General features: G+C 53.9%; 15 protein-coding genes. 11 read left to right on the top strand and 4 right to left on the bottom strand.

Annotated elements, in window-relative coordinates:
- The first annotated feature begins 3 nt into the window (after positions 1-3).
- Positions 4-1,404 (top strand): NAD(P)(+) transhydrogenase (Re/Si-specific) subunit beta, encoded by a 1,401-nt coding sequence (locus tag ACK4HN_RS02255; RefSeq protein ID WP_409868834.1) that lies wholly within the window; start codon positions 4-6, stop codon positions 1,402-1,404.
- Here ACK4HN_RS02255 and ACK4HN_RS02250 read toward each other — a convergent pair.
- The gene (locus ACK4HN_RS02250; protein WP_409868835.1) at positions 1,401-2,114 is read right to left on the bottom strand and encodes an HAD family hydrolase; all 714 of its coding nucleotides are present in this window, start codon (positions 2,112-2,114) and stop codon (positions 1,401-1,403) included. The genes ACK4HN_RS02255 and ACK4HN_RS02250 overlap by 4 nt on opposite strands.
- 2 nt (positions 2,115-2,116) lie before the next feature.
- The gene (gene trpC, locus ACK4HN_RS02245; protein WP_409868836.1) at positions 2,117-3,040 is read right to left on the bottom strand and encodes an indole-3-glycerol phosphate synthase TrpC; all 924 of its coding nucleotides are present in this window, start codon (positions 3,038-3,040) and stop codon (positions 2,117-2,119) included.
- 100 nt (positions 3,041-3,140) lie between these two features.
- Here trpC and ACK4HN_RS02240 point away from each other — a divergent pair, with 100 nt between their 5' ends.
- From ACK4HN_RS02240 to malQ, 7 genes are all read left to right on the top strand, one after another.
- The gene (locus ACK4HN_RS02240) at positions 3,141-4,640 is read left to right on the top strand and encodes a cryptochrome/photolyase family protein (RefSeq protein ID WP_409877190.1); all 1,500 of its coding nucleotides are present in this window, start codon (positions 3,141-3,143) and stop codon (positions 4,638-4,640) included.
- Between the two features lie 203 nt (positions 4,641-4,843).
- Positions 4,844-6,013, top strand: coding sequence for a hypothetical protein (locus tag ACK4HN_RS02235; protein ID WP_409877189.1), 1,170 nt, complete (start codon positions 4,844-4,846; stop codon positions 6,011-6,013).
- A 67-nt stretch (positions 6,014-6,080) separates the two neighbouring features.
- Positions 6,081-7,016, top strand: coding sequence for an isoaspartyl peptidase/L-asparaginase (locus tag ACK4HN_RS02230; protein ID WP_409868839.1), 936 nt, complete (start codon positions 6,081-6,083; stop codon positions 7,014-7,016).
- Between the two features lie 110 nt (positions 7,017-7,126).
- Complete coding sequence (gene ndhK / locus ACK4HN_RS02225) at positions 7,127-7,840, top strand: photosynthetic/respiratory NAD(P)H-quinone oxidoreductase subunit K (protein ID WP_409868840.1); 714 nt, start codon at positions 7,127-7,129, stop codon at positions 7,838-7,840.
- Positions 7,841-7,870: 30 nt separating this feature from the next.
- Positions 7,871-8,101 carry a photosynthetic/respiratory NAD(P)H-quinone oxidoreductase subunit L gene (gene ndhL / locus ACK4HN_RS02220; protein WP_409868841.1) on the top strand — a complete coding sequence of 77 codons (231 nt, stop codon included), beginning with the start codon at positions 7,871-7,873 and terminating at the stop codon, positions 8,099-8,101.
- A 5-nt stretch (positions 8,102-8,106) separates the two neighbouring features.
- Complete coding sequence (locus ACK4HN_RS02215) at positions 8,107-8,439, top strand: DUF3007 family protein (protein WP_409868842.1); 333 nt, start codon at positions 8,107-8,109, stop codon at positions 8,437-8,439.
- Between the two features lie 23 nt (positions 8,440-8,462).
- Positions 8,463-10,019 (top strand): 4-alpha-glucanotransferase, encoded by a 1,557-nt coding sequence (gene malQ / locus ACK4HN_RS02210; protein ID WP_409868843.1) that lies wholly within the window; start codon positions 8,463-8,465, stop codon positions 10,017-10,019.
- On the opposite strand, the gene ACK4HN_RS02205 is transcribed toward malQ, so the two are convergent.
- Positions 10,016-11,365: a pentapeptide repeat-containing protein gene (locus tag ACK4HN_RS02205; RefSeq protein WP_409877205.1), complete on the bottom strand. Its 1,350-nt coding sequence runs from the start codon at positions 11,363-11,365 to the stop codon at positions 10,016-10,018. The two genes, malQ and ACK4HN_RS02205, sit on opposite strands and share 4 nt — an antisense overlap.
- A 124-nt stretch (positions 11,366-11,489) precedes the next feature.
- Here ACK4HN_RS02205 and ACK4HN_RS02200 point away from each other — a divergent pair, with 124 nt between their 5' ends.
- The 3 genes from ACK4HN_RS02200 (at position 11,490) to ACK4HN_RS02190 (ending at position 15,048) form a co-directional block, all read left to right on the top strand.
- Positions 11,490-12,644: a DegT/DnrJ/EryC1/StrS family aminotransferase gene (locus ACK4HN_RS02200; protein WP_409868845.1), complete on the top strand. Its 1,155-nt coding sequence runs from the start codon at positions 11,490-11,492 to the stop codon at positions 12,642-12,644.
- A 114-nt stretch (positions 12,645-12,758) separates the two neighbouring features.
- Positions 12,759-13,757, top strand: a complete 999-nt coding sequence (locus tag ACK4HN_RS02195) for a 2-hydroxyacid dehydrogenase (RefSeq protein ID WP_409868846.1) — start codon at positions 12,759-12,761, stop codon at positions 13,755-13,757.
- Positions 13,758-13,842: 85 nt separating this feature from the next.
- Positions 13,843-15,048 carry an argininosuccinate synthase gene (locus ACK4HN_RS02190; protein WP_409868847.1) on the top strand — a complete coding sequence of 402 codons (1,206 nt, stop codon included), beginning with the start codon at positions 13,843-13,845 and terminating at the stop codon, positions 15,046-15,048.
- On the opposite strand, the gene ACK4HN_RS02185 is transcribed toward ACK4HN_RS02190, so the two are convergent.
- The gene (locus ACK4HN_RS02185) at positions 15,045-15,317 is read right to left on the bottom strand and encodes a YciI family protein (protein ID WP_181495115.1); all 273 of its coding nucleotides are present in this window, start codon (positions 15,315-15,317) and stop codon (positions 15,045-15,047) included. The genes ACK4HN_RS02190 and ACK4HN_RS02185 overlap by 4 nt on opposite strands.
- Between the last annotated feature and the right edge of the window lie 63 nt (positions 15,318-15,380).

Below are 15,380 nucleotides of genomic sequence, written 5' to 3'. Positions count from 1 at the left end.
ACCATGGATTGGCTAACACGCATTCAAGAATTGAGCTATCTAGGCGCTGCGGCGCTCTTTATCCTCGGTCTGAAAAAACTAGGGTCACCGGCCACGGCCCGTCAAGGAAATCGCCTTGCCGCCTTGGGGATGTTGATTGCGATTGTGGTCACGCTCCTTGATCGCCAGATTATAAGCTACACGGGCATCCTAGCGGCCATTGGCCTCGGCAGCGTTATTGGCGCAATCGCTGCCTACAAAGTGGAAATGACGGCTATGCCCCAGATGGTGGGGTTGCTCAATGGCTTAGGGGGGGCAGCCTCTGCCTTGGTGGGCATTGGTGAATTTTGCCGCCTCGTGGCCATGGATGAACCGCTGACCGCCAGTACACTGATCACGATTATTTTGGGGGTGCTCATTGGTGGCGTCACCCTCACTGGTAGCCTTGTTGCCTTTGGTAAACTTCAGGGACTGATTTCGGGAACTCCAATCATTTTCCCAATGCAGCAGGTGATTAACCTCGGCTTACTGGTGGCTTTCTTAGTGGCCAGTGGTTTGGTGTGGTTGGATCCAAGTCAGTTGCCGATGTTCTGGGGCTTGGTGGCGATCGCCAGCATTTTGGGAGTGCTCTTTGTCCTGCCCATCGGCGGTGCCGATATGCCGGTGGTGATTTCCCTCTTGAACTCCCTCTCAGGGTTGGCTGCCAGTGCGGCTGGCTTTATTGTTGGCAACAGTATGCTGATTATCGCAGGTGCCCTAGTGGGAGCTTCGGGGCTGATTCTGACGCAGATCATGTGCAAAGCAATGAATCGCTCCTTGGCCAATGTCCTCTTTAGTGGTTTTGGCAGTGCGACCACTGGCAACGCGGAGGGGACGGCTCACGCCACGGCGAAGTCAGTACGCACAATTGATCCTGAAGGAAGTGCCATGATGCTCGGCTATGCCAAGTCGGTGGTCATTGTTCCCGGCTATGGGATGGCAGTGGCGCAAGCGCAGCACAGCGTCAAAGAACTAGCGGATCAACTGGAGCGGCTTGGTGTGGAGGTTAAATACGCCATTCATCCCGTGGCTGGGCGCATGCCAGGGCATATGAACGTGCTGCTGGCGGAAGCCAATGTCCCCTACTCTCAACTCAAGGACATGGAGGACATCAATCCAGAGTTTGAGCATGTGGATGTCGCCCTTGTGATTGGTGCCAATGATGTTGTGAATCCCGCCGCCCGCACCAACCCCGGTAGCCCTGTCTATGGTATGCCCATTCTCGATGTGGATCGGGCACGGCACACGATTGTGATCAAGCGCAGTCTCAATCCGGGCTTTGCCGGCATTGACAACGAGCTGTTTTACAAAGACAAAACGCTGATGCTCTTTGGGAATGCCAAGGAAGTGCTCAATCAACTCATTGCTGAGGTCAAGCAGCTCTAAGGGGTGGCAGTGGCCACACGGCGATTGAACAGAGGGGCAATTTCCCCAAGGTCAAACTGATCAAGGCGATCCAGTACCCAATGGCAGCGACGCTGCAGCATGTGCAAGGGATAGGTGTGGGCTACCCCCAACACTTTAACCCCAGCTTCGCGGGCAGATTGAATCCCCACCAACGTGTCCTCGATCGCCAGACAATCGGCGGCTGTCAGGTCAGCCTCTAGGGTTTGCAACTGTTGAACAGCCTGTAGATAGGGGTCAGGGTGGGGCTTGCCCCGTTCCACACTTTCGGCACTGATAATACAGTCCACAACATGCGTGAGGGTGCCCCGCTCCAAGGCCAAATCCACATCCGATCGCAGGGCACCGGTAACAATGGCAATTTTTAATTGCGCTGCATGCAGTTTCTCAAGGAGGGCGATCGCCCCCCCAAAGAAGGGAAACGCTTCGAGACTGGCCAAGCGTGCGCGGTAGGTGGCGGCCTTTTGAGCCACCAGTTTATCCAAATAGGCTGGAGTGACTGCCCGTCCGCGGCGGCTGAGGAGATTATCTAAACAGGCGCGATCGCTCCGTCCTAAGCAAAAAAGGTCATACTCGCCCCGCTGCGGTCGCAGATTTTCTTGCAGCAGGATTTCATCAATGAGGGCAGCATGGATCGCCTCATCGTCGAGGATGACACCATTGAAATCAAACAAAACTGCCTTCAGGGGCATACCTAGCGCGCTAACTCTGGGAATAACTGCTGAATCCGTGCTTGGAGTTGCTCCGCCTCGCTCAAGTGCGCCATCTCTGCTGGGGGTCGCATTAGAGATTCTCCCACTAAAATCGCTTGGGCACCGGCTTGGGTCACCCGTTCCACATCGGCACGCTGATGAATGCCGGATTCACTGACCACAAGGATGTCGCGATCGCGCAATTGCGCCCCATAGGTAGCCAAAAGTGTTTCCGTAGTGGCCAGATCAACACTAAAGTCCGTCAAATTGCGATTATTAATGCCCACAAGGCGCACCTCCTCAAGGCCTAAAACCCGCTCCATCTCCTCGGCAGTGTGTACTTCCACCAGAGCCGTCAGTCCCAATCCTTGGGCAATGCGCAGGAAATAGCGCAGATCCTTGTCCGAGAGAATCGCAGCAATCAGCAACACTGCATCTGCCCCCCGCAGCCTAGCCAGAAACATCTGGTAGGGGTAAATGATAAAGTCCTTACACAGCAGGGGCACTTCCACCACTTGGCGAATTTGAGCCAGGTACTCAAAACTCCCTTGAAAAAACTCACTGTCCGTCAGCACAGAAAGACAGGTCGCACCAGCGGCAACATAGGCTTGGGCGATCGCCACCGGCTCAAAGTTGGGGCGAATAATCCCTTTACTGGGAGAGGCCTTTTTCACCTCAGCAATCAGTGCCGGCTGGGTGACAGGGGTTTGCAGTGCCTCCAGAAAGGGGCGCACGGGTGGCGCATCGAGCACCTGACGTTGTAAATCGGACAAAGGGAGAGCTTCCCGCAGTTGCTCCACCTCCTGTTCCTTGTGCCAGACAATTTTCTCAAGGATGTTGCGGGGAGCCGCATCGGCTACTGGGACTTGGTAGTGGAGATTGCGAACGGTTACAGGAGGATTCGGGGGACGCCGGCGAATTTGCATGATGAGTTTCGTAGGAGTTGCAACAGTTGACCATTAAGATAAACCACAACGACCATTTCAAACTATCCTCCCCCGTATTCTTCTCAGCATGTGAATCAACATGACCATTGGCGTTTGGGTTTTAGGCGATCAACTGTGGCAAGAGCAAGCAGCCCTGCAAAGCTGTCCAACCCCTGTGCCTGTCATCCTCATTGAGTCCCACCAATGGGTCAAACAACGCCGCTACCATGCCCAAAAATTAGTACTGGTCTGGTCGGCAATGCGGCATTTTGCTCAAGAACTCGAAGCAGCCGGTTGGCCAGTCACCTATGCGATCGCCCCCGACTTTGCCACTCCCCTGCGACAGTGGATTGCAGCCCACCATATCCACGAACTGCGGATCATGGAACCCAGCGATCGCCCCTTTCGGGAGCTGATTGCCACCCTTGATCTCCCTTGTGCCATCAAAGTGCTGCCCAACAATCACTTTCTCTGGTCAGAAGCCGAGTTTCAGCAGTGGGCGAGGGGGCGCAAAACCCTGCTTTTGGAGTACTTCTACCGCGCGGGGCGCCAACGCTTTCAAATTCTCATGGACGGCAAAATGCCTGTCGGGGGCAAATGGAACTACGATGCCGCAAACCGCCAACCACCGCCAACGCACCTTAAACCGCCACCACCACTGCGCTTTTCTCCCGATCAGATCACCCAAGAAGTCATTGAGACAGTGCGCCGCGGAAACTTTGACACCTACGGCCACATTGAACCCTTTGAGTGGGGGGTCACCCACGCCCAAGCCCTGCAAGTCTTGGAAAACTTTGTGGAATACCGCTTGCCCCACTTTGGCCCCTACCAAGATGCCATGGTGGCAGGAGAAGAGACCCTCTGGCACAGTTTGCTCTCTCCCTATTTGAACTTAGGATTACTGCACCCCCAAGAGGTGATCCATAGGGCGTTGGTGGACTACCACGAGCGGCAACTGCCCCTAAATAGCGTTGAGGGGTTTATTCGCCAAATCCTTGGCTGGCGCGAGTATATGTATGGCCTCTACCACTACTTTGGTGCCGAGTACGTTCAGCATAACTTCTTTCAGCATCGGCAACCCCTGCCTGCGTTCTTTTGGCAGAGCGATCGCACCTCGATGAACTGTCTGCGTCAGGTTCTGCAACAAATTGAGCGCACAGGCTACGCCCACCACATTCAACGGCTAATGATTCTCGCCAACTTTGCCCTCATTGCCGGCCTTTCTCCTCAAGCGGTGGAAAACTGGTTCCACAGCGTCTTTATTGATGCCTACGACTGGGTGATGCAAACGAATGTCTTGGGCATGGGTTTATTTGCCGATGGCGGACTGCTTGCCTCTAAGCCCTATGCTGCTTCTGCCAATTACATTCAGCGCATGAGTAACTATTGCCAAGGGTGTGCCTATGATCCTAAGCAGCGTGTGGGCGATCGCGCCTGTCCCTTTAACTTTTTCTATTGGCATTTTCTCGCCCGCCACCGCGACATTCTCCGCCACCAAGGACGGATGAGTATGATTCTCAAAAATCTTGATAAATTTAGGGCTGCCGAAACAGCAGCCATTCAACAGCAAGTCGCCCAGTGGTATGCTCAAAACTCATAAGCCTCATGACTGAACAATGTATCCTAGGTTATCCTGATTCCTTAAATCCTTTCTTTTGCCCCCAATTGCCAATAAAGCTTAACTAAAGGATAACCAAAAAATAAATTCCTCCTACTCTCAAGTCGAGATAATTTGACTGAGGTAGAGCAAAAGTACACTTTCCACCCTAAAAAATTCAATACTCATTCCGAGGGATAATCAAAATGAATGAGACAGTCAATAGTCAACTGTCTGCAGCCGCTACGTTGGATGACTTACCCTATTTTTCCTATCAGGTTTCCCCTGAAACCATCTCTGAAGAAGTAGCTGATGAATTCCAACGTCACCCTGAACTACCGGGGGTGTTGGTCGTGGCGGGCGATCGCGTGATTGGCATGATCTCCAAGGTCAAATTTTTTGAACGGATGAGCCAGCAGTTTGGCCGCGATCTCTACTTGCCGCGTCCAATTAAACTCATTCCAGAAATTGCCCACCCTCAGGTGCTTCCCCTTGTCCTCATGGCGCAAACCTCCGTTGAAGAAGCTGTTGAGTGCGCCCTAGAGCGTCCTCCCAACTATGTGTATGAGCCGGTGGTTGTACGTAAGGGCAAGCAACTGGTGTTGGTGGATATGCGGGTGATCCTGATTGCCCAAGCGCAAGTGCTGAGCAAGAAAAATCTCTTCATTCAGCAGCAGCACCTCCATACCCAACAACTCCTTGAGAAGTTAAAGGTGGAAAAAGAGCGCAACCAAGACTACGCCAAGCGCCTTGAAAGCGAGCTAGCCCGCACCCAACAGATGAACGAAGCCCTAGAGCAGCAGGAGCGTTCTGTCCGCGAGCAAGCAGAACGGATTGCCCAACTCAACCAGCGGTTCATCTCCATCAGCCAAGTGCTCTCCCAGCGGGGACAAAAAGCCTTTCAGGAAACCTTTATGGGCGTTAACCAAATCACCTGCCACACGGCAGAGGTCTATCGCCTCAGTGAACGCCTGAAACAGGACGTGGAAATTATTGACCAAGCCACCTATCAAATTGCCCAGATTACCCGTCAGGTGAAGCACCTTGCGGTACAAGCAGGGCTAATTGCCAGTCGCAGTGGTCAGCAGATGGCTAATTTTGACTTTATCAGTGAAGCTATTAACAAACTGGCCAACCAAGTGGTTTTGGCCAACCAACAGGTGGAGGAAATGGCCAATCATTTTCGCCATCACATCCGCGAAGTAGTGCAGTCCACCGCCTCTGGGGAAAAAATCGCGCGATCGCTCCTCACTCAAGTGGAACAGACACAGCAAGCTATCCAAGAACTGCAAGCGCTCTTGAATGCTGAGGAAGAAACCACGGCGTCCAACGAGGCTAATGAGTCCAATGCCATGGCCGTTGCTGCGGTTGCCTAGGCACTAGAGATAACCTACTGCCACAGGGTATGGTGGAGATTGAACACTGCTCTTTTGCTTACCGAGGATGCCTCAACCCACTGTTATTCTCCATGGCGGCGCCGGCAGTTCGCTCCAAGACAAAGGTGGTCTCCTCCCCGTGCGCCAATCCCTGCATACCATTGTTAGCCAAGTGGTTCAGGCCCTAAAAGAAGGGGCAACGGCCATTGAAGCAGTGGTTTTGGGCTGTCGGCTCCTAGAGGATGAACCGCGCTTTAATGCAGGCACGGGGTCTGTGCTGCAATCCGACGGTCAAATTCGTATGAGTGCCTCGCTCATGGATGGGCAGCGCCAGAGCCTTAGCGGCGTGATTAACGTCTCACGGGTAAAAAATCCCATTGACCTTGCCCATTGGTTGCAACAGTGCCCCGATCGCATCCTCTCCGATGTCGGGGCAGCAGAACTCGCTCGTGAATTGCAGCTTCCTGTCTATCAACCCCTCACGGATCAGCGACTCTACGAGTGGCTCGAGGAACGCAAGGGCAATTTCCAAAAATCCATGGCCGCGGTTGTGGCCGAAGAGGCAAGGCGGGGCACAATTGGCGTGGTGGTTTTAGATCAGCAGGGGCACTTGGCCGTGGGCACCTCCACCGGCGGTAAAGGCTTTGAGCGCATTGGGCGAGTGAGTGATTCCGCAACCCCAGCCGGTAACTATGCCAACAGCTTAGCAGCGGTCAGTTGTACAGGCATTGGCGAGGATATTCTCGATGAGGCGCTGGCGGCGCGGATTGTGGTGCGGGTTACCGATGGCTTGTCCCTTGAAGCGGCCTTTGAAAAGTCCTTCCGCGAAGCTACGAGTCGGCAGCGGGATTTTGGTGCCATTGGCCTCGATCACCGAGGGGCGATCGCCTGGGGCAAAACCTGTGATGTCCTCTTGGCGGCCTACTGGGATGGCACAACCATTGGCGATACCTTGGAATTACCACCGGGGCTACAGGTGGGCAGTCGGAATCCTCTATCTTAGATGTCAATTTTTTTTATTGCTTGGGCAATGGAATTGGGTGCATCTAGGGGGACAAACCCCTATAATTTTAGGTGTTTTTACATTTGGCCGATGTCCCTTGAGGGAACCCTATGACCAATACGACCTCGCCTGCCATTCTCAATCCGATCGCTCGTCCTCAAGTTCCCCCAGAACTGGCTGAAAATATCATCCTCACTTCCCTCAATGATGTCTATGACTGGGCGCGGCTATCGAGCCTCTGGCCGCTCATGTATGGCACTGCCTGCTGCTTCATTGAGTTTGCCGCCATGATTGGCTCGCGTTTCGATTTCGACCGTTTTGGCTTGGTGCCCCGCAACAGCCCCCGTCAGGCAGATTTGATCATCACCTCTGGCACCATCACGATGAAAATGGCACCCGCCTTAGTGCGCCTCTACGATCAAATGCCCAATCCCAAATACGTGATTGCCATGGGTGCCTGCACGATTACAGGGGGAATGTTTAGCTCTGACTCCTATTCTGCGGTGCGCGGTGTGGACAAGCTGATTCCCGTGGATGTCTATTTGCCCGGCTGTCCGCCCCGGCCAGAAGCAATCATGGATGCGATTGTCAAGCTGCGCAAGAAAATTGCCAACGAGCATCTTAGTGAGCGCGGCAACCTTGCCCAAACCCACCGCCTCTTTAGCATTAAGCACAAGATGAAGCCGGTGCCCCCCATTTTGACAGGGCAATATCTCAATGCCCCCAGTCGCCAAGCCCCGCCCCCAGCCCTTGCCCAAGCAATGGGGATGGCAGTTCCTGCCCTTGGGGAACCCGTGAGCGAAACCAGCACCGTCGCAGAGTAGTTGGGTCATTGTTGGTAAGAGGTAGGAATCATGGCAGTTTCAATGGAACTTCTGGTACTGGCGGCCTATGGCGCCTTGGCAGGGCTGTATCTGCTGGCAATGCCGGCGATCGTCTATGCCTATCTGAATGCTCGCTGGTATGTAGCCAGTTCCTTTGAGCGGGCATTTATGTATTTCCTCGTTACCTTCTTCTTTCCGGGAATGTTGCTGTTGGCGCCGTTTATTAACCTTCGTCCGCAACCCCGCTCCCTTGATTCCTAGGGACTATGCGCCGCATTGATGTTCTTGGGATTGGGATTGGTGTTTTTTTTGCAGGTGGCTTGGTTTATGGCCTGTTGCGAGCCGTGGGAATTGAGCCGCTGCAAGCGGGCATCTGGAGCCAAGCCATTTTTGTCCTAGGGGTTCTGGGTTGGGTCTCGACGTATCTACTGCGGGTTTTTACGGGACGGATGACCTACCATCAGCAGCTCAAGGACTATGAAGAAGCGGTGATTAGCGATCGCCTTGCACGGATGTCGCCAGAGGAGCTAGCCGCCCTTGAAGCAGAAATTTTTGCGGAATCAAATGAAATTGCCAATCCAGAATTGGGCGATAATTAGCTCAAGTTTCCCATGGCTTGAGCATGCACTTTCCTCGCTCTTGTGGTTTGCTACTTCATCCCACGTCCCTGCCCGGTGGTCACGGCATTGGTGACTTGGGTACGGCGGCTCGTGAGTTCCTTGAATTTTTGGTTGCCAGTGATCAGCAGTACTGGCAAGTGTTGCCCCTAGGACCGACGGGCTTTGGCAACTCGCCCTATATGTGCTACTCCGCCATGGCCGGCAACCCACTGCTGATTAGCCTTGATGAACTGGTGAAGGAGGGCTGGTTAACAGCAGCAGATTTAGCAGGACTTAGGTTTGAGAATGGCGATCGCGTTGATTTCGAGGCCGTCATTCGCCAAAAATTGCCCCTGCTGCGCCTTGCCGCTCAACGCTTCCAGCGTCAAGCCACCCCAGAAGACTGGCAGGCCTTCTGTGACTTTCAATCCCTTGCCCACTACTGGCTGCCCACCTATGCCCTCTTTATGGCGCTTAAGGATCACCACGGGGGACAGCCGTGGTATGAATGGCCTGCTCCTTTGCGCGATCGCGAGCCGACTGCCCTTGCCGCGATCCAAGTCCTTCTCAAAGAGCGCATTTTTGAGTACGAGTTTCAGCAATTTCTCTTTTACCAGCAGTGGCACGCCCTCAAGGAAGCCGCCAATCAACAGGGGATTCAAATTATTGGGGATATTCCCATCTATGTAGCTCACGACAGTGCCGATGTCTGGGCCTTTCCGCAATTTTTTGAACTCAATCCAGAAACGGGAGCTGTTGCCCTCATGGCCGGTGTGCCCCCCGACTACTTCAGTGCTACAGGGCAACTGTGGGGCAACCCCATTTACAACTGGAAAGCCCTTGCTGCCGATGGCTACTCTTGGTGGATTGAACGCTTCCGAGTGCTGCTTTCCTATGTAGATATCATCCGCCTTGATCACTTTCGCGGCTTTCAGGGCTACTGGCAAGTGCCTGAAGGGGAGGAAACGGCGGTCAACGGCAAGTGGCAAGCGGGTCCCGGTGCTGCTTTCTTTGAAGCTTTGCAAGCTGCCTTGGGACGACTGCCCATTCTCGCTGAGGATCTAGGGGATATTACCCCCGATGTCATTGCCCTGCGGGATCAGTTTCAGTTTCCGGGGATGAAAATTCTCCAGTTTGCCTTTGGTGGCGGCTCGGATAATCCCTTCTTGCCCTTTAATCAGGAGCGCAACTGTGTGGTGTACACCGGTACCCACGACAATGATACAACTGTGGGTTGGTACCGCACCCTGAGTGACTGGGAACGGCAGCGCTTCATTGACTATTTGGGCTATACCCCCAGCGAACCCCACTGGGCTTTGATTCGCATGGCCTTGGGTACTGTTGCCAACCAAGCCATTATTCCCGTTCAAGATTTGCTCGGCCTTGATAGCCATGCCCGTATGAATTTTCCCGGTACTGGCGAGGGTAATTGGGCGTGGCGACTGACTGCGGGGCAACTCACGCCTGAACTTGCGGCCCATTTGAAGCACTTAGTCCATCTCTTTGGCCGTCAAGCGCCACCGCGACCCCAGCCCGTTGAAGCTGCTGAAGAAGCCGTCCCCGAAAAAGACCCCGCTTAAGCTCGCCGCTGACCATCGGGCATAATCGTGCCCCGCAAATCCACTTCACTGAGGTTGGCACCGCTCATATCCGCAGCGGTTAAATTGACCCGCGTCAAATCTGCCCGCGACAGGTTAGAGCCTGAGAGGTTGGCATCCCCTAAGTCTGCCCCACTCAAGTTGACGCCACTGAGATCCACCGTTGCTAGTAAGCTGCTGCTAAAGGTGGCGCGGCTCAGGGTGGCTCCACTGAGGGTGGCGCGGCTCAGATTCGCTTCTGAGAGGATGGCGCGACTCAAGTTAGCGCCCACCAAACGGGCACGGCTGAGATTCGCTTCTACCAAGTCGGCACGGCTAAAGTTGGCTTCCGTTAACTCCACTTCGCGGAGATTGGCACCACTGAGATTGGCACCCCGCAGCTTCACACCATTAAAGACGAGGCCACTGAGATTGGCACTGCGCAGATCCGTTTGACTCAAATCCGCATTGTCCAGCAATGCCCCCTGCAAGTTTGCCCCTTGGAGATTCGCCCCCCGCAGATTGGCGCCCACCAGTTTGGCATGGCTGAGATTGGCACCCCGTAAATTCGCCCCACTGAGATCTGCACGGCTAAGGTTGGTATGACTCAAGTTCGCGCCACTGAGATTGGCACCACTGAGGTTGACATCTGATAGTTCTAGGGAAGACAGATCTGCCTTTGCCAGTTCAGCACCGACAAGGTTGGCTTTGGCAAGGTTGGCTTCACTGAGCTTGACTTCCGTAAGATCAACGCGGCTGAGGTTGGCACCCGTGAGGTTCGCCGCCGTTAAGTTCGCGCCACTCAGGTTGGCACCGCTGAGGTTCGCACCACTGAGATCGGCATTACTGACATCCGCCTGAATTAAGTCCACACGGGTCAGGTTCGCCTGCTTTAGATCCGTGCCATGCAAATTCGCGCCCTGTAAATTTGCTCCCGAAAGGTTAATGCCGTCGAGCATCAATCCCCGTAGATCCGCATTGGCTAAATCTACACGGGAGAGATTTGCTCCCTGCAGCACCGTTCCCCGCAGTGTGGTTTCACTCAGTTCAGCGCGGCTGAGGTTGGCGCGGGTTAGGTTGGCCCAACTGAGATCACTGCGGCTGAGGTTGGCACCAGCAAGGTTAGCATCCACCAGTTCTGCTTTGATAAGTACGGCATTGACAATTTCGGCCCCACAGAGTACGGCTCCACTGAGATTGGCTCCGCTCAGGTTGACCCACTCCATGTCGGCACGGGAGAGAATAATCCCGCGCAGATCAGCGTTGATAAACTCGCCATTGGTTAAACTGGCACGATTAAAGTCCCGTTCACCGCTGGCATAGCGTTTTAACAACTCTTGGGGATTCATCAAAAAAAACGGGTCTGGAACCCCGCCCTTGAGAGCGGCTCTACACTCTAAGCCTAGCCTAATTTGCTAAAACCACACTACGCTCGTGAGAGGATGATAATAAAGACTTGCGCTCGATGCTCTCATGGATACCATCCCTATTCTTGATCTCAAAGCCCAATATCAATCGCTGCAAGCAGACATCGATCGCGCAGTTGCCCGCGTACTGGCATCCGGTCAGTTCATTCTAGGGCCAGAGGTGCAGGCCTTCGAGGCAGAGGTGGCCGCCTATTTGGGGGTGCGCCATGCGGTGGCGGTGAATTCAGGGACAGATGCCTTGGTGATTTCCCTGCGCAGTTTGGGGGTGGGAGCGGGAGATGAGGTGATTACCACCCCCTTTTCGTTTTTTGCGACGGCAGAGGCGATTAGTTTGGTCGGTGCCCGCCCGGTCTTTGTGGATGTGGAACTGGACTCTTTTAACCTTGATCCCAGTAAAGTTGCGGCAGCCATTACCCCCCGCACCAAGGCGATTTTACCGGTGCATTTATTTGGGCGGCCAGCAGCAATGGGAGCGATTGTGGAACTGGCTCAAGCTCATGGGTTAGCGATTCTTGAGGATTGTGCCCAGTCCTTTGGCGCCCGCTATTGCCCACCCTGTGAAAATTGTCAATGTACAGCGGTGACTCAAAAGACCTTAGCCCATCAATTCACAGGGGCGATCGGCCACATGGGTGCTTTTTCCTTCTTTCCGACAAAAAATTTGGGTGCCTATGGAGATGGGGGGCTGATTACGACTAATGATGATGACCTTGCGGAGCGATCGCGCATGCTGCGGGTGCACGGCTCCCGTCAACGCTACCACCACGAAATGATTGGCTACAATTCTCGCTTGGACAGCCTACAGGCGGCGATTCTGCGGGTGAAGCTGCCCCATATTGATCGCTGGAATCAAGAGCGACGGCGCGTCGCCCAAACCTATAATCAAGCCTTAGCGGGTCTTGAGGCAGTAGTGACCCCGGCAGTGTCTGCGGGGCATGTGTTTCATCAGTATACCATTCGGGTGCTCGATGGCCAGCGGGATGCGCTTGCGGCTTACCTGAAGGCGGCTGGCATTAGTTCAATGATTTACTACCCGATTCCCCAAGATCATTGTCCGATGTACAAGGGACAGTCTCTCCCTAATCCTGTGAGCGATCGCCTTGCCTGCGAGGTACTGAGCTTACCCATTTGGCCTGAATTGAGCGATGCCACCATTGAGTATATTGCCGCAACCATTCGCCAGTTTTTTCAGACGCTCTAGGGACACCGCCTAACTATTTGTCCTCACTTAACACATCCTTAGTATCTCACTCGCTAAGCTAGCAACAGCTCTTTTCTCAAACCGGTACTGTCGCTAGGTCAGGAGTGCAATGCCATGAAGGTTGCTGTTTTCAGTGCCAAATCCTACGATCGCGAGTTTTTGAATGCTGCCAATGCTGCCCAAGGCTACCCCCACTACCTGAGCTACTACGACGTGCGCTTGCGCTCTAAAACTGCCTCCCTTGCCAAGGGGCATGATGCCGTCTGTGTATTTGTCAATGATGAGCTGGGGGCAGAGACCCTAAAACGGCTGGCAGAGTTGGGAGTGCGTCTGGTGACGCTGCGCTGTACGGGCTTTAACAATGTGGATTTGGCGACGGCGGCCAGCATAGGGATAACGGTTACCCGCGTGAGTGTGTATTCCCCCTACGCAGTTGCAGAGCATACGGTGGGACTGATCCTGATGCTCAACCGCAAACTCCACCGTGCCTACAACCGCGTGCGCGATGATAACTTTTCCCTCGAGGGGCTGATGGGTTTTGACCTTCATGGCTGTACAGTTGGGATTATTGGCACGGGTAAAATTGGCCGCATTGTGGCGCAAATTATGCATGGTTTTGGCTGTCACCTCTACGGCTATGACCCCTACCCCCACGAGGCCTTTAGTCAGATAGGGACTTATACCACCCTAGAGACTCTGCTGGCGGAGTCTGATATTGTCACGCTCCATTGCCCCCTAGTTCCGGAAAATGAACACCTGATTAATGCCACTACCATTGCCCAAATGAAGCGAGGCGTGATGTTAATCAATACGAGTCGTGGCAAACTGGTGGACACTAAAGCAGTGATTGAGGGCATTAAAAGCGGCCAAATTGGTTATCTGGGCATTGATGTCTATGAAGAGGAGGACTCCCTCTTTTTCCAAGACCTCTCGGATACCATCATCCAAGACGATACCTTCCAACTCCTGCAATCTTTCCCCAATGTGGTGATTACGGCTCACCAAGCCTTCTTTACCCGCAATGCCCTCACGGATATTGCCCGTACCACGATTGAAAATTTGACCTGTTTTGAGCAAGGCCTGCCCCTAGCGAACGAAGTGAAACAGATGTGAGGCTTCGACGAAACGGTTATTGCTATAACGTTTCTGGCAAACAGATCCGCTATAGTAGCGATCGCGTTTATTTCAGGAAATAATCATGGGGCGTGCAGAAAAAGTGATTTTGGCCTATTCGGGTGGGGTGGATACCTCTGTGTGTATTCCCTATCTCAAGCACGAGTGGGGAGTGAAGGAAGTCATTACCCTTGCGGCTGATTTAGGACAGGGGGATGAACTAGAGCTGATTCGCCAAAAAGCCCTTGATTCTGGTGCCAGTGCCTCGTTGGTCGTGGATGCCAAGGAAGACTTTATCCGCAACTACGCTTTTCCAGCGATTCAGGCCAACGCCCTCTACGAAAGTCGCTATCCCCTCTCGACGGCCCTTGCTCGCCCCTTGATTGCCAAGCTCTTGGTGGATGCGGCTACCGAGTACGGTGCTGATGCTGTTGCCCATGGCTGTACAGGAAAAGGGAATGATCAAGTCCGCTTCGATGTGGCGATCGCTGCTCTGAATCCCCACCTCAAGGTCTTGGCACCCGCTCGCGAATGGGGCATGAGCCGCGAAGAAACCATTGCCTACGGCGAACGCTTTGGCATTCCCGCTCCCGTGAAAAAATCCTCGCCTTACAGTATTGACCGCAATCTTTTGGGGCGCAGTATTGAGGCAGGTCCCCTTGAAGATCCTTGGATTGAACCCCCTGAGGAGATCTATTTGCTGACCCAAGCCATTGAAAATACCCCCAACTCCCCGGAGTATGTGGAGATTGGTTTTGAGGCAGGGATTCCCGTCAGCCTCGATGGTCGCTCCCTCGATCCTGTGACTTTAGTCAGCGAACTGAATGAGCGGGTAGGTCGCCATGGCGTTGGCCGCATTGACATGATGGAAAATCGGCTAGTTGGAATCAAATCCCGCGAAATTTATGAAGCGCCTGCTCTTTTGGTACTGATTGACGCCCACCGCGATTTGGAAAGTTTAACTCTGACTGCTGATGTGACGCAGTACAAGCGGGGAATTGAAGAGACCTACAGCCGCCTTGTCTATAACGGCCTCTGGTACAGCCCCCTCAAGGAAGCCCTTGATGCCTTTATTCAACAGACCCAAAAACGGGTGACGGGTACCGTGCGCGTCAAGCTCTTTAAGGGAACCGCACGGGTGGTGGGGCGGCAATCTCCCTACTCCCTCTATACGCCAGACTTGGCCACCTATGGCGCTGAGGATCAGTTTGACCACAAAGCGGCTGAGGGCTTTATCTATGTCTGGGGGCTACCCACCCGTGTCTGGGCAGAGAAACTGCGCCAAGGCTAATCGGGTGCTTCGACAATACACCACTCGTGAAGTTCGTACTGGACACACTGGTGTTGGACAAGGGGGTCACGGGCAACGATTTCCTCAGCCGCCTTGCGGGAATCCGCCTGAAACAACAACATGCCACCCCCGCGCTCAGCCCAGTATCCCGTGCGGGCTTGATGCCCTGCGGCAATGAGGGAGCGGACATAGGCGCGATGAGCAGGAACGTGTTGATCAAATGTCCCTTTATCCACAATGCCGCGTTCAATTTTGACAAACCATGGCATCGGTGCTTAGCTCCTGCGGATTTAAATCAACACCTAGAATAGCTATAGCAGTGTGCCCTAGTC

It is taken from the genome of Thermosynechococcus sp. (genome assembly GCF_046299655.1).
GTDB lineage: Bacteria > Cyanobacteriota > Cyanobacteriia > Thermosynechococcales > Thermosynechococcaceae > Thermosynechococcus.
The sequence above is the reverse complement of the archived record's forward strand: the minus strand, read 5'-3'. Positions and strand labels throughout refer to the sequence as shown.

Coding starts and splice junctions, on each gene's coding strand:
- ACK4HN_RS02185 (WP_181495115.1), bottom strand. CDS start 15,317: ATGCCATGGTTTGTCAAAATTGAACGCGGCATTGTGGATAAAGGGACA.
- ACK4HN_RS02205 (WP_409877205.1), bottom strand. CDS start 11,365: ATGAATCCCCAAGAGTTGTTAAAACGCTATGCCAGCGGTGAACGGGAC.
- ndhK (WP_409868840.1), top strand. CDS start 7,127: ATGACCAATACGACCTCGCCTGCCATTCTCAATCCGATCGCTCGTCCT.
- ACK4HN_RS02240 (WP_409877190.1), top strand. CDS start 3,141: ATGACCATTGGCGTTTGGGTTTTAGGCGATCAACTGTGGCAAGAGCAA.
- ndhL (WP_409868841.1), top strand. CDS start 7,871: ATGGCAGTTTCAATGGAACTTCTGGTACTGGCGGCCTATGGCGCCTTG.
- ACK4HN_RS02200 (WP_409868845.1), top strand. CDS start 11,490: ATGGATACCATCCCTATTCTTGATCTCAAAGCCCAATATCAATCGCTG.
- ACK4HN_RS02215 (WP_409868842.1), top strand. CDS start 8,107: ATGCGCCGCATTGATGTTCTTGGGATTGGGATTGGTGTTTTTTTTGCA.
- malQ (WP_409868843.1), top strand. CDS start 8,463: ATGCACTTTCCTCGCTCTTGTGGTTTGCTACTTCATCCCACGTCCCTG.
- ACK4HN_RS02195 (WP_409868846.1), top strand. CDS start 12,759: ATGAAGGTTGCTGTTTTCAGTGCCAAATCCTACGATCGCGAGTTTTTG.
- trpC (WP_409868836.1), bottom strand. CDS start 3,040: ATGCAAATTCGCCGGCGTCCCCCGAATCCTCCTGTAACCGTTCGCAAT.
- ACK4HN_RS02255 (WP_409868834.1), top strand. CDS start 4: ATGGATTGGCTAACACGCATTCAAGAATTGAGCTATCTAGGCGCTGCG.
- ACK4HN_RS02230 (WP_409868839.1), top strand. CDS start 6,081: ATGCCTCAACCCACTGTTATTCTCCATGGCGGCGCCGGCAGTTCGCTC.
- ACK4HN_RS02190 (WP_409868847.1), top strand. CDS start 13,843: ATGGGGCGTGCAGAAAAAGTGATTTTGGCCTATTCGGGTGGGGTGGAT.
- ACK4HN_RS02250 (WP_409868835.1), bottom strand. CDS start 2,114: ATGCCCCTGAAGGCAGTTTTGTTTGATTTCAATGGTGTCATCCTCGAC.
- ACK4HN_RS02235 (WP_409877189.1), top strand. CDS start 4,844: ATGAATGAGACAGTCAATAGTCAACTGTCTGCAGCCGCTACGTTGGAT.